This is a genomic window from Janibacter zhaoxuefangae (genome assembly GCF_050271985.1).
In the GTDB taxonomy this organism is placed as follows: Bacteria; Actinomycetota; Actinomycetes; order Actinomycetales; family Dermatophilaceae.
The window spans coordinates 1,461,032-1,482,092 of record NZ_CP189849.1 but is presented as its reverse complement, the minus strand read 5'-3'; the positions used below and the strand labels follow the sequence as shown (position 1 = coordinate 1,482,092).

Sequence of the window (21,061 nt, the reverse complement as noted above, 5' to 3'; positions counted from 1 at the left end):
CGGCTCACATGTCAATCCTCGAATGGATCTACGGGTCGGGCATCGACCTCGGGCAGTACCGAATCTCGACGATGGAACTGATCGGGGTCCTCTTCGGCCTCGCGTCCGCCGTCGGCGGCATGCTCCGGCGCGTGTGGGCGTGGCCCATCGGCATCGTCGGCAACGTCATCCTCTTCTTCGTCTACATCTGGGCCACGATCCAGTTCGACGACCGGGCGCCGCTCTTTGGTCAGTCCGGGCGGCAGGTCTTCTTCATCGCCACGAGTCTCTACGGCTGGTGGCGATGGCAGCAGGTGCGGTCCACCCGCGGCGTCCAGGACGAGCACGCCATCACCCCGCGCTGGGCCTCGTGGCGCGAGCGAGCCCTGCTCATCGCGGGCTGGTTGGCCGCGGTCGTCGTCGTCCAGGCGATCTTCCGCCGGCTCGGCGCCGGCTGGCCCGCTCCGGACTGGTACTTCTGGTGCGACGCCTGGATCTTCGTCGGGTCGTTCATCGCGACCTTCGCCATGGCGCGTGGCCTCAACGAGTTCTGGCTGGCGTGGATCGCCGTCGACATCGTCGGCGTCCCGCTCCTGCTGCACAGCAACTACGTGCCGACCGCGGTCATGTACGCCTTCTACGCGGCGTTCGTCATCTACGGGTTCGTCGTGTGGATGCGTGCGACGCGGGCGGAGCGTCCGGACCTCGAACCGGCCACGGGCCGCGGCGGCTCGGCAACTACGCTGACCCCGTGAAGACCTTCGACGAGTTGTTTGCCGAGTTGACCGAGAAGGCGGTGACCCGCCCCGAGGGTTCGGGCACCGTGGCAGCCCTCGACGCCGGCACTCATGCCATCGGCAAGAAGGTCGTCGAGGAGGCTGCCGAGGTCTGGATGGCAGCCGAGCACGAGGGCCGCGAGCGGACCGCCGAGGAGATCAGCCAGCTGCTGTACCACCTCCAGGTCCTCATGATCGCCAACGACATCTCGCTCGACGACGTCTACTCCCACCTCTGAGGTTCCCGTGCTCCGCATCGCCGTGCCCAACAAGGGCTCCCTGTCCGAGCCTGCCTCCGCCATGCTGCGCGAGGCCGGCTACCGCACCCGCCGCGACTCCAAGGAACTCGTCCTGTCCGACCCGGACAACGACGTCGAGTTCTTCTACCTGCGCCCCCGGGACATCGCCGTCTACGTCGGCTCAGGCACCGTCGACGCCGGCGTCACCGGCCGGGATCTGCTGCTGGACTCCGGCTCCGAGGCCGAGGAGATCATGGCGCTGGGCTTCGGCGGCTCGACCTTCCGCTTCGCCGGGCGACCGGGCGAGGCCGCGACCGCGGCCGACCTCGACGGCATGCGGGTCGCCACGTCCTACCCCGGACTCGTCCGGTCGCACCTCGCCGAGCACGGCGTCAGCGCCGAGGTCGTGCGCCTCGACGGTGCCGTCGAGACGGCCATCACGCTCGGTGTCGCCGACGCCATCGCCGATGTCGTCGAGACGGGCGCGACCCTGCGCAGCCAGGGGCTGGCCGTCTTCGGCGACCCCATCCTGCGCAGCGAGGCCGTGCTCATCCGTCGGGCCGACTCCCCGCAGGAGCAGGCGATCCGGGTCCTGCACCGCCGCCTGACCGGCGTCGTCACGGCACGCCACTACGTGATGCTCGACTACGACTGCCCCGCGGAACTCGTCGAGCGCGCCTGCGCGCTGACGCCGGGCCTCGAGTCGCCCACGGTCTCGCCGCTGCAGAACAAGGAGTGGAGCGCCGTGCGCGCGATGGTGCCGCGCACGCGGACCAACGCGATCATGGACGAGCTCTACGAGCTCGGTGCCCGGGCCATCCTCGTGACCGACATCGCCGCCTGCCGGCTGTGATGCGCACCTTCCGATCGCGGCGCGCTCGGGTGGTCTCGATCGTCGTGATCGTGGCCTCGCTGCTCCTCTTCGGTGGCGTCGCGGTCCTCATGCCGTCGATGGGCCCGGGTGCCTGGGGTCCCGCGGACCGGGTGGCCATGCTCGCCATCGGGGTGGGCATCGGCATCCTGATGAGTCGCTATGCGACCATCCACGCCACGGCGAGCGACGCCGGACTCACGGTGCGCAACCTGGCCGGCCCGCGGACCCTCGCCTGGTCGGAGATCGACGAGGTCCACTTCAGCGGTGGCATGCCGTGGGTGCGGCTGCACCTGCACGACGGCGACGAGTTGGCCGTCATGGCCATCCAGAAGGCGGACGGCCCGAGCGCACGGGAGGATGCCCTCGAACTGGCCACCCTCGTGCGTCGCGGTCACGACCGCGGCTGACGGGGGGACCGGGCGCCCTTCGGGAGTCAGTCCTCGTCCGCCGGAAGGATCGTCCGATCGAGCACGAGATCGGCACGCTCCGCCGCGCCGTCCGCGCCGAAGTGAGCATCCTCCTGGGCCGCCCACACGTCCCACCAGGGCGCGAAGCCGGGGTCGCGCGCCAGACCGCGGCTGCGCCGCAGATCCGCCGGCGCGTCCACCCACAGGCTGGCGCTGACGAAGGGGGCCACGGCCCTTGCGAAGGCACCGCACCCCTCGACGACGAGGAGGGGAGCGCGGGGGACGACCCTGGCCGCGCCTGGCCCGCTGGCCCAGCGGTCGGCATCCCAGTCCCAGCGCCGGTGCCACCCGACGACGCCGCGGGCGAGCGGCGCGAGGACGCCGTCGTGCAACAGGTCCACGGAGGCGGCGAGTCCGCCCCACCCGGGGACGAGGTCGTCCATGTGCAGCACCGGAGCCGCCAGGAGCGGACCGATCCGGTCCGCCAGCCGGGTCTTGCCGGAACTGCTCCGACCGTCGATGGCGATGATCGTCACGGCGCCGCAGCGCGGGCCGCGAGCCTGCGCCAGTGATGCGAGCGCGGCGGAGCACCGGCGCGCCTGGTCGGCTGCGCGCTCGGTCGGCGGCTGGGGTGATGACACAGCGGGCACCCTACGTGGACAGCCACGAGGACGGGGTCAGCGCGTCGCTACCCTTGGCCCGTGAGTCTCGCCGTGCGTGTCATTCCCTGCCTCGACGTCGATGCCGGCCGCGTGGTCAAGGGCGTCAACTTCACCGACCTGCGTGACGCAGGCGATCCCGTCGAGTTGGCCCGGGCCTACGGTGCCCAGGGTGCCGACGAGTTGACCTTCCTCGACGTCACGGCGAGCAGCGGGGAGCGGGAGACGACCTACGACGTGGTCTCCCGAACCGCGGAGCAGGTCTTCATCCCGCTGACCGTCGGCGGGGGAGTGCGGACCGTGGAGGACGTGGACCGGCTGTTGCGGGCGGGGGCGGACAAGGTCGGCATCAACACGGGAGCGATCGCGCGGCCCGAGGTCATCTCCCAGATCGCGGCCCGCTTCGGCGCGCAGGTGCTCGTGCTGTCCGCGGACGTCCGACGTCGTCGGAATGAGGACGGCACCCTCACGGGCGGGTTCGAGGTCACGACGCACGGGGGTCGGCGCGGCAGCGGACTCGACGCCGTCGAGTGGTGCGCCCGGGCGGCCGAGCTCGGCGCGGGGGAGATCCTGCTCAACTCGATGGACGCCGACGGGACGAAGGCGGGCTTCGACCTGGAGCTGATCCGGGCCGTCCGGGCCGAGGTCGCCGTGCCGATCATCGCCAGCGGAGGTGCGGGTGCCCTGGAGCACTTCGCCCCGGCCGTGCACGCGGGAGCGGACGCCGTCCTGGCCGCGAGCGTCTTCCACTTCGGCGAGTTGACCATCCCCGCGGTCAAGGACGCGCTGGCTGCCGACGGCCTGCCAGTGCGTCGGGGCACGGCCGGCTGAGTCCGGCCCCGACGCGTCGGACGTCGACAAGGCTCAGCGGTCAAGGGGACTCAGCGGTCAAGGGGACTCAGGCGTCACAAGGACTCACACGTCGAGGCGGCTGTCGAGGACCGCGGCGATCTGCTCCTCGGTGCCGCGGCACTCCACGTGCGCCACGCGCTGACGACCGAAGGCGAAGAGGGTCAGCTCGGACGGCGGACCGGCCAGGACGACGGTGCCGAGGTCGGTCGCGCCCTTCACGCTGGTGCGGGCGGTCCCGCTGTCGAGCACGATCCCCGTCCGGGCTCGGCGGAAGAGGAAGCGTCCGCCCTTCGTGAGCATCGCCCACAGGGCCCGCTCGAGTCCGGGGTCGACGTCCCGCGCCGTCCAGTCGCGCTGGGCGCGCAGGACGTCCTCGTGGTGGACGTAGAACTCGGCGGTGTTGACCAGCTCGTCGGCGCCGGGGACCCACGCCGTCGGCCACCAGCCGGGAGGCCCCTTCCGGACCCGCTCGACGAGGGAGGGCCACGCCGTGCCGGTGGCCAGCTGGGAGATGGCGGCGTCGGTCCGGTCCGCGAGGAGCGGCACGAATGTCCCGACGGCGTCCAGCGGCCGGCTCTCGCGGATGACGAGGTGCGCGGCGAGGTCCCGGGTCAGCCACTCACCGGAGAGGGTCGGGGCCGTCGGCCCCACCCGGTCGAAGGTGTCGCAGAGGGCTGCGCGTTCGGCGGCTGCGTGATCAGTCATGCGACCCAGTATGGGCGCGAGGGTCGTCGGTGCCCCGTGAGAGGCTTGCCCGGTGTCGGACTCCTCTGCCTCAACCCTGCGCCGGAGCCTGCGCATCATCGCCCTCGGGGTGCGGCAACGACCCGGCAGTTTCGCGCTGTCCGTCTTCGGCAGCGTCCTCTACGGCGTGGCCACGACCATGTCCGCGTGGGCCGTCGGCCATGTGACGCGCGCCTACGTCGAGCCGGCAGCCCGGTCGGGTGAGGCGAGCACCGCGTCCGTGTTCGCCGTGCTGGGGATCGTCGGCCTCGTCGTCCTGCTCACGACGATCGGTGTCCTCTTCCGCCGGATCGCCGGCGCGATGACCACCTTCGGGGTGGCGGCCGACTACCGGCGCCGGGTGACCCGCCAATACCTGCGGCTGCCGTTGTCGTGGCACCACCGTCACCCGTCGGGGCAGCTGCTCTCGAACGCCAACGCCGACGTCGAGGCGACCTGGAACGTGTTCATGCCCCTGCCGATGGCGCTCGGCGTCATCGTCATGCTCATCACGGGTCTGGTCCAGATGGTCCTCGTCGACTGGACCATGGCGCTCATCGGGCTGGCCCTCTTCCCGGCTCTGCTCGCCGCCAACGCGGTCTTCCAGCGGATCATGTCCCCGCGCGTGACCCGCGCCCAGCAGCTTCGGGCCGATGTCAGCGAGGTGGCCCACGAGAGCCTCGAGGCCGCCCTCGTCGTGAAGTCGATGGGCCGCGAGGAGCACGAGACGGCACGCTTCGCCGAGGTCAGCGACCGACTGCGCGAGGCCAACGTGCTCGTCGGGCGCACTCGGGGCACCTTCGATCCCGTCATCGAGGCCATCCCCACGCTCGGCACGCTGGCCATGCTCGGCATCGGTGTCCAGCGCGTCGCCAGCGGGTCGCTCGAGGCGGCGGACGTGGTGCAGATGGCCTACCTCATCTCGGTGCTGGCCTTCCCGGTGCGCGCGCTCGGCTGGGTGCTCGGCGAGCTGCCCCGCACGGTCGTGGGCTGGGACCGCGTCGAGGCCGTGCTGCTGGCGAAGGGGGCCATGACGCACGGTGACGCCGTGCTGGCGAGGGAGAGTCTGGACCTGAGGTTCGACGACGTCTCCTACGAGTACGAGGCGCGCCCGGTCGAGGGGGTCACGGCCCGGACGGCTGCGCTGACCGACGTCTCGTTCACGGTCCGTCCCGGATCCACCGTGGCCCTGGTCGGTCCCACCGGCTCCGGCAAGTCGACCCTGGCCTCGCTCGCCGTGCGCCTCATCGACCCCACCTCGGGGGTCGTCGCGATGGGTGGGACGGACCTGCGTGATCTGCGGCCGGGTCAGGTGAGCGGTGCGGCCGCCCTCGTGCCTCAGCAGACCTTCCTCTTCGACGACTCGGTGAGGGACAACATCACGCTCGGCGAGGAGATCCCCGAGGACCGGATCCGGCGCGCCCTGGCGGTCGCTGGGGCGGACGGGTTCGTCGGGCGACTGCCGGACGGCATCGACACCATGGTCGGTGAGCGCGGTGCGAGCCTGTCCGGCGGACAGCGTCAACGCATCGCCCTCGCGCGTGCCCTCGTGCGCGAGCCCGAGATCCTCGTCCTCGACGATGCGACGTCCGCCGTCGACCCGAGCGTGGAGCAGGCGATCCTGGGGCGGCTCCGCGAGTCGAGCGCCGACACGACGGTCCTCGTCATCGCCTATCGCCTGTCGACGATCGCCCTCGCCGACGAGATCCTCTACCTCGAAGGCGGCCGCCTCCTCGATCGCGGCACGCACGCCGAGTTGCTCGCCCGCTCTCCGGGGTACGAGCGACTCGTCACGGCCTATGCCCGGGACGCACAGCAACGCGCCGACGATCTGGCCGCCGAGCTGGGCGACGACGCGATCCGCACCACGGGACGGGAGGTGGCCCCATGACCGCCGACGCGACCACCACGGTGACCGACGACGTGACGGAGGAGGCGACGCCGCAGGGTCTGCGGGGGACCAAGCGCTCGACGTGGGCCACGGTCCGCCGCGGGTTGGAGCTCTCGCCCGAGCTGACCGACGGTCTCGCGCTCACCCTCGTCCTGGCAGCGGTCTCCACCATCGGCCGGGTCATCGTGCCGATCGTCGTCCAGCAGGCGATGGACCACGGCATCCTCGCCGAGGGCGGCCCCGACGTGGCCCGGGTGTGGCTTCTCGTGGCCGCGGCAGCGGTCGGCGTGGTGATCACCGGCGTCGCGGCGTACGCGCTGACCGTCCGTCTCTTCCGAGCCTCCGAGGCCGGGCTGCGCACCTTGCGCGTGCGCGGGTTCCGGCACGCCCACGACCTGTCGGTCCTGACACAGAGTCAGGAACGCCGAGGATCGATGGTCGCTCGAGTCACGAGCGACGTCGACACGATCTCCCAGTTCGTCCAGTTCGGCGGCATCATCCTCATCGTGAGCCTCGGGCAGATCGCCGTGGCGACGCTGCTCATGCTCGTCTACAGCCCGATCCTGACGGCCGTCGTCTGGGTCTGTTTCGTGCCGCTGCTCCTCATCCTGCGCCGCTTCCAGCGCTCCCTCGGTCGGGCCTACACGGCCGTCCGTGAGCGCGTGGGGGATCTGTTGGCAGCCGTGTCGGAGTCGGTCGTGGGTGCGGCGACGATCCGGGCCCACTCTGTCGAGCCGCGGACGGAGCGACGGATCGACGAGGCCGTCGAGGCCCACCGACACGCTGCCGTCCGGGCCCACATCCGGTCGTCGATCGCCTTCTCCTCGGGCCAGTTCATCGCCGGTTTCACGCTGGCCGTCGTCCTCGCGGTCGGGACGGTCCTCGCAGCCCAGGGCCGGGTGACACTCGGCGAGCTGCTCGCCTTCCTCTTCCTCGTGGGTCTCTTCACCCAGCCGGTTCAGCAGGCCACGGAGATCCTCAATGAGCTCCAGAACGCCGTCGCCGGGTGGCGTCGCGTCATCGACATCGTCGACACCCCCGCAGACGTGGCCGATCCGGGACCGGCCGGCGTGGTGCAGCCGCGGGGACCGATCACCGTCACCGTCGAGCACGCGACCTTCGCCTATCCCGGCGGTCCGCCCGTCCTGCACGACGTGTCGCTGGAGATCCCGCCGGCTCGCCGGATCGCCGTGGTGGGGGAGACCGGGTCGGGCAAGTCGACCCTCGCCAAGCTCGTCACCCGACTCATGGACCCGACCTCCGGGCGGGTGCTGCTCGACGGCGTCGACCTGCGACGGATCCGCTTCTCGTCGTTGCGCGAGCGCGTGGTCCTCGTCCCGCAGGAGGGGTTCCTCTTCGATGACACCCTGGCCTCCAACATCCGCTTCGGTGCCGAGGGCCTCAGTGACGAGGCCCTGCTCGGGGCCGTCAGCGCGCTCGGTCTCGACGACTGGCTCGCGTCCCTGCCCGCGGGACTCGACACGCCGGTGGGGCAGCGCGGTGAATCGCTCTCGGCCGGCGAGCGCCAGCTCCTGGCACTCATCCGCGCCCACCTGGCCGATCCGGACCTGCTCGTCCTCGACGAGGCGACCTCGGCCGTGGACCCCGCCACCGAGGTCCGCATCCAACGCGCCCTTGAGGGGCTCACCCGGGGCCGGACGTCGATCGCCATCGCCCACCGGCTCTCCACGGCGGAGGCGGCGGACGAGGTCGTCGTCGTGGACGCCGGGCGGATCGTCCAGCGGGGCCCGCATCGTGAGCTCGTCGCCCAGCCCGGTGCCTACGCGGACCTCCACGCGTCGTGGGTCGCCCACCAGGGTGGCTGACCCCCGGGTCGGTCACGTCGGTCCGTGCTGTCCGTCCGCGCTGTCGGTCCGTGCTGTCAGCCCGCGGTGTCGGCCGGTGCGCAGCTCGGTGTTGGACGTCGGCGGTCGGTCCCTCGGGCCGGACGGCACAATGGGGCCGTGAGCACTTCCCCCAGCCCCCTCGACCCTGACATCGCCGCGCGCCTCAAGCGGGACAGCGCCGGACTGGTCGCGGCCATCGTGCAACAGCACGACACCCGCGAGGTCCTGATGCTCGGCTGGATGGATGACGAGGCCCTCCATCGGACCCTCACCGAGGGGCGGGTCACCTACTGGTCCCGCAGTCGTCAGGTCTACTGGCGGAAGGGCGACACCTCCGGCCACGTCCAGCACGTGCGCTCCGTCGCGATCGACTGTGACGGCGACGCCCTGCTGGTGACCGTCGACCAGGTCGGTGCGGCCTGCCACACCGGCGATCGCACGTGCTTCGAGGCCGGCGACCTGCGTGCCCAGGTGGCCACGGCGTGAGCGCGACGCCGGACACCACACGCACCGACGGCGGTGCCGTCCCCGACCTCGGCTACGGCCGGACCTGGCCGGATCTCGACGCCTTCACCGTCCTCGCCCGCGACCGGCGCGTCATCCCCGTCGTGCGCCGGCTCATGGCGGACGGCGAGACCCCCGTCGGGGTCTACCGCAAGCTTGCCCAGGACCGTCCCGGCACCTTCCTCCTCGAGTCCGCGGAGCACGGTGGCGTGTGGTCCCGCTACTCGATCATCGGGGCGGCGAGCAGCGCCACCCTCACCGAACGGGACGGCGAGGCGCTGTGGCTCGGCACGCCGCCCGTGGGAGTGCCGACCTCCGGCAGCCCGGTCGAGGCCCTGCGCGACACCGTCGCCGCCCTCGCCACCGCCGCGATTCCCGGTCTGCCCCCGCTGACCTCCGGGATGGTCGGGGCGATCACCTATGACGCCGTCCGGCGCTGGGAGCGGGTCCCGGACGAGACCGAGGACGAGTTGCGCCTGCCCGAGCTGGGGATGGTGCTGGCCACCGATGTCGCCGTGCTGGACCACACGGACGGGTCCCTGTTGCTGATCGCCAACGCGATCAATTACGACGCGAGCGACGAGCGCGTCGAGGACGCCCACGCCGACGCGGTGGCGCGTCTCGACGCCATGGTGGACCGGCTCGCCGAGACGGCGCCGAGCACGGTGGCCACGATCGACCCGGACGAGGCAGCGCGAGCGCTGACCGAGGTTCGGGCGAGCGTCACGCAGGCCGAGTACGAGCAGATGGTCGAGTCGGCGAAGGAGGACATCCGCGCAGGCGAGGTCTTCCAGGTGGTCCTCTCGCAGCGGTTCTCCATGCCGTGCCCGGTGGACGCCCTCGACGTCTACCGCGCCCTGCGCTCGACGAACCCGAGCCCGTACATGTACCTCTTCCGGCTGCCCCACCCGGACGGCTCGACCTACGACATCGTCGGCTCCTCACCCGAGGCGCTCGTGAAGGTCACGGGGCGACAGGCGATCACCCACCCCATCGCGGGGACCCGCCCCCGGGGGAAGTCCCCCGAGGAGGACCAGTGGCTCGGTGAGGACCTGCTCGCCGACCCCAAGGAGCGCTCCGAGCACGTCATGCTCGTCGACCTCGGCCGCAACGACCTCCAGCGGGTCTGCCTCGCCGGCACGGTCGACTGCGTCGAGTTCATGAACCTCCGCCGCTACAGCCACGTCATCCACCTCGAGTCCACCGTCGTCGGACAGATGGCGCAGGACGTGGACGCCTACGACGTGCTCGTCGCGACCTTCCCCGCCGGCACCCTCTCGGGCGCACCGAAGCCGCGGGCGCTCGCCCTCATCGAGCACTACGAGGGGACACGCCGGGGTGTGTACGGCGGCGTCGTCGGCTACCTCGACTTCCACGGCGACATGGACATGGCCATCGCCATCCGCACCGCGGTGCTGCGGGAGGGCTGGGCGCACGTTCAGGCCGGCGCGGGCATCGTGGCCGACTCGGTGCCGAACCTCGAGCACGCCGAGTGCACGAACAAGGCGGCGGCCGCCCTTCGCGCCGTCGCCGCCGCCCGCGGGATGTCGACGATCGGGACCACCGCGACCGGGACGACGAAGGTCGCCCGATGAAGCGCCTCACGTCGAAGGCCGGGGTGGTCCTCCTCGCCGTCCTCGGCGCAGGACTCGTCATCATCAGCGGCCGGCAGGTGTGGCTGACCGGCACGGTCGAGGACAGCGTCCTCGGGGCGAGCCGAGTCGAGGCGCTGGGCACCGACGCCGCGCAGGGCGCCGTGGCGCTGGCCCTCGCCGCCCTGGCCGCGGCCGCGGCGACGGCAACCTCCGGTCGTGTGCTGCGGTGGGTGACCGCCATCCTGCTCGCGGCGTCGACGCTCGGCCTGGGCGTCGTCGTCACGCGGGCTCTGCTCGACGCCGATGCGATTCTGGGCCGGGAGGCCGCGGAATCGACCGGTCGGACGGGGGTGCTCGAGACCGACGCGAGCGCGACCGCCTGGCCGTGGGTCGCCCTCGCGGGAGTCGCCGTCCTCGTCGTCACGACCGCGGCCATCGCGTTCGGCGCCCGTCGGTGGGCGGGACTCTCGGAGCGTTACGAGGTCCCGTCCGGCACGGGGTCACGCGGTGAGCGCGTCGGCAGCGAATGGGAGCGACTGAGCGCCGGTGACGACCCCACCGACGACGCCGACATCGACCCCGACATCGACCCTGACCTCGAGGCCCACAGCGACCCGGACACGCGCCCCCGGGGCTGAGCCCGACCAGCATGAGGGCACGACGGGGGAGCGCGCGGGCTCGCGGTTAACCTTGGCCCCATGCCCACCGTGCTCGACGCCATCATCGACGGGGTCCGCGAGGACCTCGTCCCCCGCGAGGCGTCCGTCGCCCTCGCCGACCTCGTCCGGATCGCCGAGGCCCAGCCGCCCGCCCGCGATGCCGAGGCGCTCCTGCGGTCCCCGGGCCTGGGCCTGATCGCCGAGGTCAAGCGGCGCAGCCCCAGCAAGGGCGATCTCGCGGAGATCGGTGACCCCGCCGCCCTCGCCGCGCAGTACGCGGCCGGTGGCGCGACGGCGATCAGCGTCCTGACCGAGCAGCGCCGCTTCGGCGGCAGCCTCGCCGACCTCGACGCCGTGCGGGCCGTCGTCGACGTGCCCATCCTGCGCAAGGATTTCACCATCGGCGAGTACCAGATCTGGGAGGCACGCGCCCACGGCGCCGACATCGTCCTGCTGATCGTGGCGGCGCTGGACCAGCACCAGTTGCAGGACTACCACGACCTCGTCCGCAGCCTGGGCATGACGGCCCTCGTCGAGGTCCACGACGAAGGGGAGACCGAACGCGCCCTGGCCGCCGGCGCCCGCGTCGTCGGCGTCAACGCCCGCAACCTCAAGACCCTCGACGTCGACCCGGCCACCTTCGGCCGGCTCGCGCCGCTGATCCCCGCCGACGTGGTGCGGATCGCCGAGTCCGGGGTGCGCGGTCCGGAGGACGCCGCCGCCTACGCCGCGCAGGGCGCCGACGCGCTGCTCGTGGGGGAGGCCCTCGTGACGGGCTCCGCGCCCGCCGCCGCGGTCGCCGAGCTCATGATGGCGGGTCGTCGATGAGCACCGCCGACCAGAGCGCCGACCAGACCGCCGGCCGCTTCGGCGCCTTCGGCGGACGCTACGTCCCCGAGGCGCTCATCCCGGCGCTCGACCAGCTCGACGAGGCCCGCAAGACGGCCATGGCCGACCCCGAGTTCCTCCGGGAACTGGAGGAACTGCAGCGCACCTACGTGGGCCGACCGAGCATCCTCACCGAGGTGCCCCGGTTCGCGAAGCACGCCGGGGGAGCGCGGATCTTCCTCAAGCGGGAGGACCTCAACCACACGGGCTCGCACAAGATCAACAACGTGATCGCCCAGGGTCTGCTGACGAAGCGCATGGGCAAGCGTCGCGTCATCGCCGAGACCGGAGCGGGGCAGCACGGCGTGGCCACGGCCACCGCCGCTGCCCTCATGGGACTCGAGTGCACCGTCTACATGGGCAAGGTCGACACCGAGCGTCAGGCCCTCAACGTCGCCCGGATGCGGATGCTCGGCGCCGAGGTCATCGCCGTCGAGCACGGCAGCGCGACCCTCAAGGACGCCATCAACGAGGCCCTGCGCGACTGGGTCACCAACGTCGAGCACACGCACTATGTCCTGGGCACGGTCACCGGGCCACACCCCTTCCCGGAGATGGTGCGTGACTTCCACCGCATCATCGGGGTCGAGGCGCGTCAGCAGGTGCTCGACGTCACCGGACGCCTGCCCGACGCAGTCATCGCCTGCGTCGGCGGGGGCTCCAACGCGATGGGCATCTTCCACCGCTTCCTCGAGGACGACGGGGTCCGACTCATCGGCGTCGAGGCCGGCGGCGAGGGGATCGGGACGGGCCGTCACGCGGCACGGTTCGCCACGGCCGAGCCCGGCGTCCTGCACGGCGCCGCCAGCTACCTCATGCAGGACGAGGACGGCCAGACGCTGGAGACCCACTCCATCTCGGCGGGCCTGGACTACCCGAGCGTCGGTCCGGAGCACTCCCACTTGCGCGACATCGGCCGGGCCGAGTACCGGTACGCCGTGGACGGCGCCGCGATGGAGGCCTTCCGGCTGCTCTGCCTCACCGAGGGCATCATCCCGGCGATCGAGTCGGCTCACGCGCTGGCGGGCGCCCTCGAGGTGGGCCGCGAGCTCGGCTCCGACGCCTTGCTGCTCGTGAATCTCTCGGGCCGCGGGGACAAGGACATGCACACCGCCGCCGAGTGGTTCGGCCTCATCGAGGACGGCGCCGGCGATGGCCAGGACGAAGGGGACCATCCGGTCCCCACCGGGACCGGCGGCGCCGAGACCGCAGGGACCGACGACGTGGACGCTCCGGCGCCCGACGCGGGGATCGAGGAATGAGCGCCATGGCAGCAGACCCGACCACCGACAGCACGGCGACCCCGTCGCGCGGTGTCGGTGACGTCCTGGCGCAGTGCCGGCGCGAAGGCCGCGCCGCGCTGATCGGCTACCTTCCCGTCGGCTTCCCCGACGTCGAGACGTCGATCCGCGCCATGGTGGCGATGGCCCGCGCCGGGGCCGACATCGTCGAGGTCGGCATCCCCTACAGCGACCCGCTCATGGACGGCGCCGTCATCCAGACCGCGGCGACCCGCGCGCTCGCCGGCGGCGTGCGCGTCGAGGACGTCTTCCGGGCCACGGCAGCGATCCGTGAGACGGGCACGCCGCCGGTCGTCATGTCCTACTGGAACCTCGTGCTGCGGCGCGGCGTCGAGCGGTTCGCGGCCGACCTCGCCGCCCACGGCGGCGCCGGCATCATCACGCCGGACCTCGTGCCTGACGAAGCGGGGGAGTGGATCGCCGCGAGCGGGGCCCACGGCCTGGACCGGATCTTCCTCGTCGCTCCGAGTTCGACGCGCGAGCGGCTCGAGCGCGTGACCGGCGAGTGCCGCGGCTTCGTCTACGCCACCTCGACCATGGGCGTCACCGGCGCCCGCAGCGAGGTCGGCAGTGCCGCGCCCGCGCTCGTCGCACGGGTGCGCGAGGTCTCCGACACGCCCGTGTGTGTCGGGCTCGGCGTCTCGACCCGGCAGCAGGCCGCCGACGTCGCGTCCTTCGCCGACGGCGTCATCGTCGGCTCCGCGCTGGTGCACACCCTCTTCGACGAGGACCCCGAGGCCGGCATCGCCGCCCTCGAGGAGCTCACCCGTGAACTCGCGGCTGGCGTCCGGGAGGGACGATCGTGAGCGCGGCCCTGCCTGCGTCCATCCCGAGCCCCACCGTCGGTGCCATCCACCTCGGACCGCTCACGATCCACGCGTACGCCCTGTGCATCCTCGCGGGGATCTTCGTGGCCGTCTGGGTGACCCAACGACGACTCACGGACCGGGGAGGGCCGGAGACGGCTGCCCTGGACGTCGCGACCTGGGGTGTCCCCTTCGGCATCGTCGGCGGCCGGATCTATCACGTCATCACCTCGCCGCAGGCCTACTTCGGCGAGGGCGGTCACCCCATCGACGCCCTCAAGATCTGGGAGGGCGGCATGGGCATCTGGGGCGCCGTCGCCCTGGGCGCCCTCGGCGTGTGGATCGGCGCGCGTCAGGCCGGTGTCTCCTTCCTCGACGTCTGCGACTCGGCGGTGCCCGGCGTCGCCCTGGCCCAAGCCATCGGCCGCTGGGGCAACTGGTTCAACAACGAGATCTACGGCCGCGAGACCGACCTCCCGTGGGGCCTGGTCATCCACGACTGGGACATGGGCACGGGGCGTGCGGTGCGCGATGCCGCCGGCGACCCCGTCGTCCTGGGCACCTTCCACCCGATGTTCCTCTACGAGTCGATCTTCTGCCTCGTGCTCGCGATCTTCCTGCTGCGGCTGGACTCCCGCCGGGTCCTCGCGAAGGGGCAGGTCATGGCGGCCTACATCGCGGGCTATCCGGTCGGCCGGATCGTCTTCGAGAACATGCGTACGGACGCCGCCAACACGATCCTCGGGCTGCGCGTCAACGTCTGGGTCTCCGTGGCCGTCTTCCTCCTCGGGGTCGGTCTGTGGATCTGGGCCGGTCGCCGTCAGCGACGGATCGCCGCCGAGTCCGAGCCCGTCCCCACGTCCGCCTGAGGCCGGATTTCGCATGTCCGCGATGTGAGATATTCGCGACCATGTTGTGGACACCCCTCTGATATCCTCCCCTCACCTCGCGTGGCCGTTGCCGTCCACGTCCGCTCTCGCGCTGCGGCGCCATCGATGACCAAAGGACGGTGAACTCCCGTGTCCCCCACGCGTTTCTCCGCACTTCCCGAAGACACCGGGCTCTACCGCCGGGCCAACGAGCACGACGCCTGTGGCGTCGCCATGGTGGCCACCATGCGGGGCACGGCCGGTCACGACATCGTCGCCCACGCGCTGCAGGCACTCGTCAACCTCGAGCACCGCGGCGCCACGGGTGCCGACCCGCTCGTCGGCGACGGCGCCGGGATCCTCTCGCAGGTCCCCGACGAGTTCTTCCGCGCCGTCGTGTCCTTCGACCTGCCCGAGGCCGGTGGCTACGCCGTGGGTACGGCCTACCTGCCCGCCGACGAGCACCGTCGCGGTGAGGTCGTGCGCGGCGTCGAGCAGATCGCCGCAGAGGAGGGCCTGACGGTCCTCGGCTGGCGCGACGTGCCCGTCGACCCGAGCATCGTCGGCCAGGCCGCGCGCGACTGCATGCCGTTCTTCCGCCAGGTCTTCGTCGCGCCCATCGCCGACGGCGTGCGCGGCCTCGAACTCGACCGACTTGCCTTCGCCCTGCGCAAGCGGGCCGAGCGCTCCCTCGAGCTCTACTTCCCCTCGCTCTCGTGTCGCACGATCGTCTACAAGGGCATGCTCACCACGGGCCAGCTGGAGCCCTTCTACCCGGACCTGTCCGACGAGCGCTTCGCCTCCGAGCTCGCCCTCGTGCACTCGCGCTTCTCGACGAACACCTTCCCGTCCTGGCCGCTGAGCCACCCGTACCGCCTCATCGCGCACAACGGTGAGATCAACACCGTCAAGGGCAACCGCAACTGGATGCGGGCCCGCGAGTCCCAGCTCGTCTCCGACGTCATCCCCGGTGACCTCGAGCGACTCTTCCCGATCTGCACCCCGGACGCCTCGGACTCGGCCTCCTTCGACGAGGTCCTGGAGCTGCTCCACCTCGGCGGGCGGTCGCTGCCGCACAGCGTGCTCATGATGATCCCGGAGGCGTGGGAGAACCACGCCACGATGGACCCGAAGTTGCGCGCCTTCTACGAGTACCACTCGCTCTTCATGGAGCCGTGGGACGGACCGGCGTGCGTCACCTTCACCGACGGCACGCTGGCGGGGGCGGTCCTCGACCGCAACGGGCTGCGCCCGGGCCGCTACTGGGTCACCGACGACGGCCTCGTCGTGCTCGCCTCCGAGTCGGGCGTGCTCGACCTCGACCCGGCGACCATCGTCCAGAAGGGGCGCCTGCAGCCCGGCAAGATGTTCCTCGTCGACACCGCGGCCGGCCGGATCGTGCCGGACGAGGAGATCAAGGGAGCCCTCGCGGCCGAGCAGCCCTACGAGGAGTGGCTGCACGCCGGCCTCATCCAGCTCGAGGACCTGCCGGAGCGTGAGCACATCGTGCACACCCCGAAGTCCGTCGCGCGCCGCCAGCAGACCTTCGGCTACACCCACGAGGAGGTCAAGATCCTCCTGACGCCGATGGCGACGGCCGGCGCCGAGGCGCTCGGATCGATGGGCACGGACACTCCCATCGCGGCGCTGTCGGACAAGCCGCGGCTGCTCTTCGACTACTTCACCCAGCTCTTCGCGCAGGTGACGAACCCGCCGCTCGACGCGCTCCGCGAGGAGCTCGTGACCTCGATCGGCTCGGTCATCGGCCCCGAGGGCAACGCCCTCGTGCCGAGCTCCACCCACGCGCGTCAGGTCGTCCTGCCCTTCCCGGTCATCGACAATGACGAGCTGGCCAAGATCACCCACATCAACGCCGACGGCAACCTGCCGGGCTACCCGACGGTCGTCGTCCGCGGTCTCTACGACGTGACCGGGGGAGAGGCAGCCCTCCGCGCCCGGCTGCAGGAGATCTTCACCGAGGTCTCGTCCGCGATCGCGGCCGGCTCGCGCTTCATCGTCCTGTCCGACCGCGACTCGGGCCGCGACCTCGCGCCGATCCCGTCGCTGCTGCTGACCTCGGCCGTCCACCACCACCTCATCCGCGAGAAGACCCGCACCCAGGTGGGTCTGCTCGTCGAAGCCGGTGACGTCCGCGAGGTCCACCACGTCGCGCTGCTCATCGGTTACGGCGCAGCCGCGGTCAACCCCTACCTCGCCATGGAGTCCGTCGAGGACCTCGTGTGGCGCGGCCAGCTCCAGGGCGTCACCGCGGAGAAGGCGGTCGCCAACCTCATCAAGGCCCTCGGCAAGGGCGTTCTCAAGGTCATGTCCAAGATGGGCATCTCCACGGTCGCCTCCTACCGCGGTGCCCAGGTCTTCGAGGCCATCGGCCTGAGCCAGGAGCTCGTCGACGAGTTCTTCACCGGCACGATCTCGCAGCTCGGTGGCGTCGGACTCGACGTCATCGCCCGCGAGACGGCTGCCCGGCACGCCGCGGCCTACCCGCCCGAGGGCATCCCGCTGCCGCACCGGACCCTCGACGTCGGTGGCGAGTACAAGTGGCGTCGGGAGGGTGAGCCGCACCTCTTCGACCCGGACACCGTCTTCCGTCTCCAGCACGCGACGCGCAACCGCCGCTTCGACATCTTCAAGCAGTACACGCAGCGCATCGACGACCAGTCGGAGCGACTGATGACCCTGCGCGGGCTCTTCGAGTTCGGCGGTCGGATCCAGCGCGAGCCGGTGCCGATCGAGGAGGTCGAGCCGGTCAGCGAGATCGTCAAGCGCTTCAACACCGGTGCGATGAGCTACGGCTCGATCAGCCAGGAGGCCCACGAGACGCTGGCCATCGCCATGAACCGCCTCCAGGCCCGTTCCAACACGGGCGAGGGCGGCGAGGACCTCGAGCGCCTCATGGACCCCGAGCGTCGCTCGGCGATCAAGCAGGTCGCCTCCGGCCGCTTCGGTGTGACATCGGCCTACCTGACCAACGCCGACGACATCCAGATCAAGATGGCGCAGGGGGCCAAGCCCGGCGAAGGTGGCCAGCTGCCCGGCCACAAGGTCTACCCCTGGGTCGCCAAGACCCGGCACAGCACGCCGGGCGTCGGGCTCATCTCTCCGCCGCCGCACCACGACATCTACTCGATCGAGGACCTGGCGCAGCTCATCCACGACCTCAAGAACGCCAACCCCAGCGCGCGCATCCACGTGAAGCTCGTGTCCGAGGTCGGCGTGGGCACCGTGGCGGCCGGCGTCAGCAAGGCGCACTCCGACGTCGTGCTCATCTCGGGTCACGACGGTGGCACCGGAGCCTCGCCGCTCACCTCGCTCAAGCACGCCGGCGGTCCCTGGGAGCTCGGCCTGGCCGAGACCCAGCAGACGCTCGTGCTCAACGGGCTGCGCGACCGGATCGTCGTGCAGGTCGACGGCCAGATCAAGACCGGCCGTGACGTCGTCATCGCCGCCCTGCTCGGGGCCGAGGAGTTCGGCTTCGCCACGGCGCCGCTGGTCGTCAGCGGCTGCATCATGATGCGCGTCTGCCACCTCGACACCTGCCCGGTCGGCATCGCGACGCAGAACCCCGAGCTGCGTGCCCGGTTCTCCGGCAAGCCCGAGTTCGTCGAGACCTTCTTCGAGTACATCGCCGAGGAGGTCCGTGAGCTGTTGGCGTCGCTCGGCTTCCGCAGCATCCGCGAGGCCGTGGGTCAGGTCTCGGCGCTCAACACCGCCAAGGCGATCAAGCACTGGAAGGCGCAGGGCATGGACCTGACGCCGATCCTCACCGAGATCGCCCCCGCGGACGGCAGCGCCCGCTACAACACCCGGACGCAGGACCACCACCTCGAGGCGGCCCTCGACCACGAGCTCATCGCCCTCGCCGAGCCGGCGCTCCAGGACGGTGCGCCCGTCTCCGGGTCCGTGGCGGTGCGCAACGTCAACCGCACGGTCGGCACGATGCTCGGTCACGAGGTCACGCGCCGTTACCCCGAGGGTCTGCCGGACAACACGATCGACGTGACCCTCACCGGGTCCGCCGGCCAGTCCTTCGGCGCCTTCGTCCCGGCCGGCATCACGCTGCGCCTCGTCGGTGACGCCAACGACTATGTCGGCAAGGGCCTCTCCGGCGGTCGCATCGCGGTGCGCCCCGGCCCGGGCACCGCGCTGGTGGCCGAGGAGAACGTCGTCGCCGGCAACGTCATCGGCTACGGCGCGACGACGGGCGAGATCTACCTGCGTGGTCGGGCCGGCGAGCGCTTCTGCGTCCGCAACTCCGGCGCGACCGCCGTCGTCGAGGGCATCGGTGACCACGGGTGCGAGTACATGACCGGCGGTCGCGTGCTCATCCTCGGTCCCACCGGTCGCAACTTCGCGGCGGGCATGTCCGGCGGTGTCGCCTACGTGCTCGACCTCGACGCGGCCCTCGTCAACCGCGAGATGGTCGATGTCAGCGAACTGCGCGACTCCGACGTGAGCGTCGTGCGTGACCTGCTGGAGGCCCACCTCGAGTGGACCGAGTCGGCCGTCGCGCAGCGTCTGCTCGACGACTGGGAGACGAGCAGGGCCCGCTTCTCGCTCGTGCTCCCGCGCGATTACCAACGTGTCCTCGACGTCCGCTCCCAGGCGGAGACCGAGGGACTCGACGTCAATGGCACTGAGGTCTGGGACCGGATCATGGAGGCATCCCGTGGGTGACCCGCAAGGCTTTCTCAAGACGCGCGAGCGCGAGCTGCCCAAGCGGCGGCCCGTGCCGGTCCGAATCAGGGACTGGAAGGAGGTCTACGAGGAGCAGGAGCGAGGCGAGCTCCAGCGTCAGGCCGGTCGCTGCATGGACTGCGGCATCCCCTTCTGTCACTCGGGCTGCCCGCTGGGCAACCTGATCCCGGAGTGGAACGACATGGCGTGGAAGGGGGACTGGCGCACCGCCATCGAGCGGCTGCACGCCACGAACAACTTCCCCGAGTTCACCGGGCGCCTCTGCCCGGCCCCCTGCGAGACCGCATGCGTCCTGGGCATCAACCAGCCCGCCGTGACGATCAAGCAGGTGGAGGTCACGACGATCGAGCAGGCGTTCGCCACCGGCACGGTCGAGCCGCAGACCCCGGAGCGTCTGTCCGGCAAGACCGTCGCCGTCGTCGGCTCGGGCCCCGCGGGCCTGGCTGCCGCCCAGCAGTTGACGCGTGCGGGTCACACCGTGGCCGTCTTCGAGCGGGCCGACAAGCCCGGCGGTCTGCTGCGCTACGGCATCCCCGAGTTCAAGATGGAGAAGTCCGTCGTCGAGCGGCGGATCAACCAGATGTCGGCCGAGGGCACCCGCTTCCGCAACAACGTGGAGGTCGGCAAGGACATCACCGGCGAGCAGCTGCGCAGCCGCTACGACGCGGTCGTGCTCGCGCTCGGGGCCACCGTGCCCCGCGACCTGCCCGTGCCGGGACGCGAGCTCGACGGTGTCCTCCAGGCCATGGACTTCCTGCCGCCCGCCAACCGGGTTGCGCTCGGCGAGGAGGTCGAGGGTCAGGTCACCGCCGAGGGCAAGGACGTCATCATCATCGGTGGCGGTGACACGGGTGCCGACTGCATCGGCACCTCGATCCGTCAGGGCGCCCGCTCCGTCACGAGCCTCGAGATCATGCCCCAGCCGGGGGAGGAGCGCCCGGGCAGCCAGCCCTGGCCGACCTACCCCATGCTCTTCCGCATCGCCAGCGCGCACGAGGAAGGCGGCGAGCGTGTCTACGCCGTCAACACCACGGAGATCGTCGGCGACGAGCAGGGTCGCGTCGCGGGTCTGCGCCTGACCGAGGTCGAGCGCACCGACGCCGGCTTCGAGCCCGTGGCCGGCACGGAGCGCGAGCTCCCGGCGCAGCTCGTGCTGCTGGCCATGGGCTTCCTCGGCCCGCAGGGCGAGGGCGTCGTCGAGCAGCTCGGTCTCGAGCGTGACGCGCGCTCCAACATCGTGCGCGACAGCACCTACATGTCGAGCGTGCCCGGCGTCTTCGTCGCCGGCGACGCCGGCCGCGGTCAGTCGCTCATCGTGTGGGCCATCGCGGAAGGTCGCGCGGCCGCCCACGGCGTCGACGCCTTCCTCATGGGGTCCTCGTCGCTGCCGCGCCCGATCAACCCGACGGACCGGCCGCTCACCGTCTAGCAACCGAGCCCTCCCTGCGACGGGGCCCACGCCGACACGGCGGGGGC

At 71.5% G+C, this 21,061-nt stretch carries 18 protein-coding genes; 16 read left to right on the top strand and 2 right to left on the bottom strand.

Features of this window, described 5'->3' with window-relative positions:
- Window positions 1–8: 8 nt before the first annotated feature.
- Genes pnuC through ACQBAS_RS06950 form a run of 4 tightly spaced genes read left to right on the top strand, consistent with a single transcriptional unit; the run spans window position 9 to window position 2,275 of the window.
- Window positions 9–734, top strand: coding sequence for a nicotinamide riboside transporter PnuC (pnuC, locus tag ACQBAS_RS06965; protein WP_427383092.1), 726 nt, complete (start codon window positions 9–11; stop codon window positions 732–734).
- Window positions 731–994 carry a phosphoribosyl-ATP diphosphatase gene (locus ACQBAS_RS06960; RefSeq protein ID WP_427383091.1) on the top strand — a complete coding sequence of 88 codons (264 nt, stop codon included), beginning with the start codon at window positions 731–733 and terminating at the stop codon, window positions 992–994. Before pnuC ends, ACQBAS_RS06960 begins: the two co-directional genes overlap by 4 nt.
- Before the next feature lie 7 nt (window positions 995–1,001).
- Window positions 1,002–1,847 carry an ATP phosphoribosyltransferase gene (hisG, locus tag ACQBAS_RS06955; protein ID WP_427383090.1) on the top strand — a complete coding sequence of 282 codons (846 nt, stop codon included), beginning with the start codon at window positions 1,002–1,004 and terminating at the stop codon, window positions 1,845–1,847.
- Window positions 1,848–1,897: 50 nt separating this feature from the next.
- Window positions 1,898–2,275, top strand: coding sequence for a PH domain-containing protein (locus ACQBAS_RS06950; protein WP_427383089.1), 378 nt, complete (start codon window positions 1,898–1,900; stop codon window positions 2,273–2,275).
- Between the two features lie 26 nt (window positions 2,276–2,301).
- Here ACQBAS_RS06950 and ACQBAS_RS06945 read toward each other — a convergent pair whose 3' ends face one another.
- The gene (locus ACQBAS_RS06945) at window positions 2,302–2,916 is read right to left on the bottom strand and encodes a hypothetical protein (protein ID WP_427383088.1); all 615 of its coding nucleotides are present in this window, start codon (window positions 2,914–2,916) and stop codon (window positions 2,302–2,304) included.
- Between the two features lie 60 nt (window positions 2,917–2,976).
- On the opposite strand from ACQBAS_RS06945, the gene hisF reads away from it, so the two are divergent.
- Window positions 2,977–3,765: an imidazole glycerol phosphate synthase subunit HisF gene (gene hisF, locus ACQBAS_RS06940; protein ID WP_427383087.1), complete on the top strand. Its 789-nt coding sequence runs from the start codon at window positions 2,977–2,979 to the stop codon at window positions 3,763–3,765.
- A gap of 84 nt (window positions 3,766–3,849) precedes the next feature.
- Here hisF and ACQBAS_RS06935 read toward each other — a convergent pair whose 3' ends face one another.
- The gene (locus tag ACQBAS_RS06935) at window positions 3,850–4,491 is read right to left on the bottom strand and encodes a TIGR03085 family metal-binding protein (protein WP_427383086.1); all 642 of its coding nucleotides are present in this window, start codon (window positions 4,489–4,491) and stop codon (window positions 3,850–3,852) included.
- Window positions 4,492–4,543: 52 nt separating this feature from the next.
- Here ACQBAS_RS06935 and ACQBAS_RS06930 point away from each other — a divergent pair, with 52 nt between their 5' ends.
- The 11 genes from ACQBAS_RS06930 (at window position 4,544) to ACQBAS_RS06880 (ending at window position 21,014) form a co-directional block, all read left to right on the top strand.
- Window positions 4,544–6,400, top strand: coding sequence for an ABC transporter ATP-binding protein (locus tag ACQBAS_RS06930; protein ID WP_427383085.1), 1,857 nt, complete (start codon window positions 4,544–4,546; stop codon window positions 6,398–6,400).
- A complete protein-coding gene (locus tag ACQBAS_RS06925) occupies window positions 6,397–8,226 on the top strand; it encodes an ABC transporter ATP-binding protein (protein WP_427383084.1) in 1,830 nt (609 codons plus the stop codon). The genes ACQBAS_RS06930 and ACQBAS_RS06925 overlap by 4 nt, the downstream gene beginning before the upstream one ends.
- Window positions 8,227–8,364: 138 nt before the next feature.
- Complete coding sequence (gene hisI / locus ACQBAS_RS06920; RefSeq protein ID WP_427383083.1) at window positions 8,365–8,733, top strand: phosphoribosyl-AMP cyclohydrolase; 369 nt, start codon at window positions 8,365–8,367, stop codon at window positions 8,731–8,733.
- On the top strand, window positions 8,730–10,346 hold the full coding sequence (locus tag ACQBAS_RS06915; protein WP_427383082.1) for an anthranilate synthase component I: 1,617 nt from the start codon (window positions 8,730–8,732) through the stop codon (window positions 10,344–10,346). The genes hisI and ACQBAS_RS06915 overlap by 4 nt, the downstream gene beginning before the upstream one ends.
- The gene (locus ACQBAS_RS06910; protein WP_427383081.1) at window positions 10,343–10,984 is read left to right on the top strand and encodes a Trp biosynthesis-associated membrane protein; all 642 of its coding nucleotides are present in this window, start codon (window positions 10,343–10,345) and stop codon (window positions 10,982–10,984) included. Before ACQBAS_RS06915 ends, ACQBAS_RS06910 begins: the two co-directional genes overlap by 4 nt.
- 60 nt (window positions 10,985–11,044) lie before the next feature.
- A complete protein-coding gene (gene trpC, locus ACQBAS_RS06905) occupies window positions 11,045–11,833 on the top strand; it encodes an indole-3-glycerol phosphate synthase TrpC (RefSeq protein WP_427383080.1) in 789 nt (262 codons plus the stop codon).
- Window positions 11,830–13,155, top strand: a complete 1,326-nt coding sequence (trpB, locus tag ACQBAS_RS06900) for a tryptophan synthase subunit beta (RefSeq protein ID WP_427383079.1) — start codon at window positions 11,830–11,832, stop codon at window positions 13,153–13,155. Before trpC ends, trpB begins: the two co-directional genes overlap by 4 nt.
- Window positions 13,156–13,160: 5 nt before the next feature.
- The gene (gene trpA / locus ACQBAS_RS06895; RefSeq protein WP_427383078.1) at window positions 13,161–14,000 is read left to right on the top strand and encodes a tryptophan synthase subunit alpha; all 840 of its coding nucleotides are present in this window, start codon (window positions 13,161–13,163) and stop codon (window positions 13,998–14,000) included.
- Window positions 13,997–14,869 (top strand): prolipoprotein diacylglyceryl transferase, encoded by an 873-nt coding sequence (gene lgt / locus ACQBAS_RS06890; RefSeq protein WP_427383077.1) that lies wholly within the window; start codon window positions 13,997–13,999, stop codon window positions 14,867–14,869. Before trpA ends, lgt begins: the two co-directional genes overlap by 4 nt.
- Before the next feature lie 150 nt (window positions 14,870–15,019).
- Window positions 15,020–19,564, top strand: coding sequence for a glutamate synthase large subunit (gene gltB, locus ACQBAS_RS06885; RefSeq protein WP_427383076.1), 4,545 nt, complete (start codon window positions 15,020–15,022; stop codon window positions 19,562–19,564).
- Window positions 19,557–21,014 carry a glutamate synthase subunit beta gene (locus tag ACQBAS_RS06880; protein ID WP_427383075.1) on the top strand — a complete coding sequence of 486 codons (1,458 nt, stop codon included), beginning with the start codon at window positions 19,557–19,559 and terminating at the stop codon, window positions 21,012–21,014. Before gltB ends, ACQBAS_RS06880 begins: the two co-directional genes overlap by 8 nt.
- Window positions 21,015–21,061: the final 47 nt, after the last annotated feature.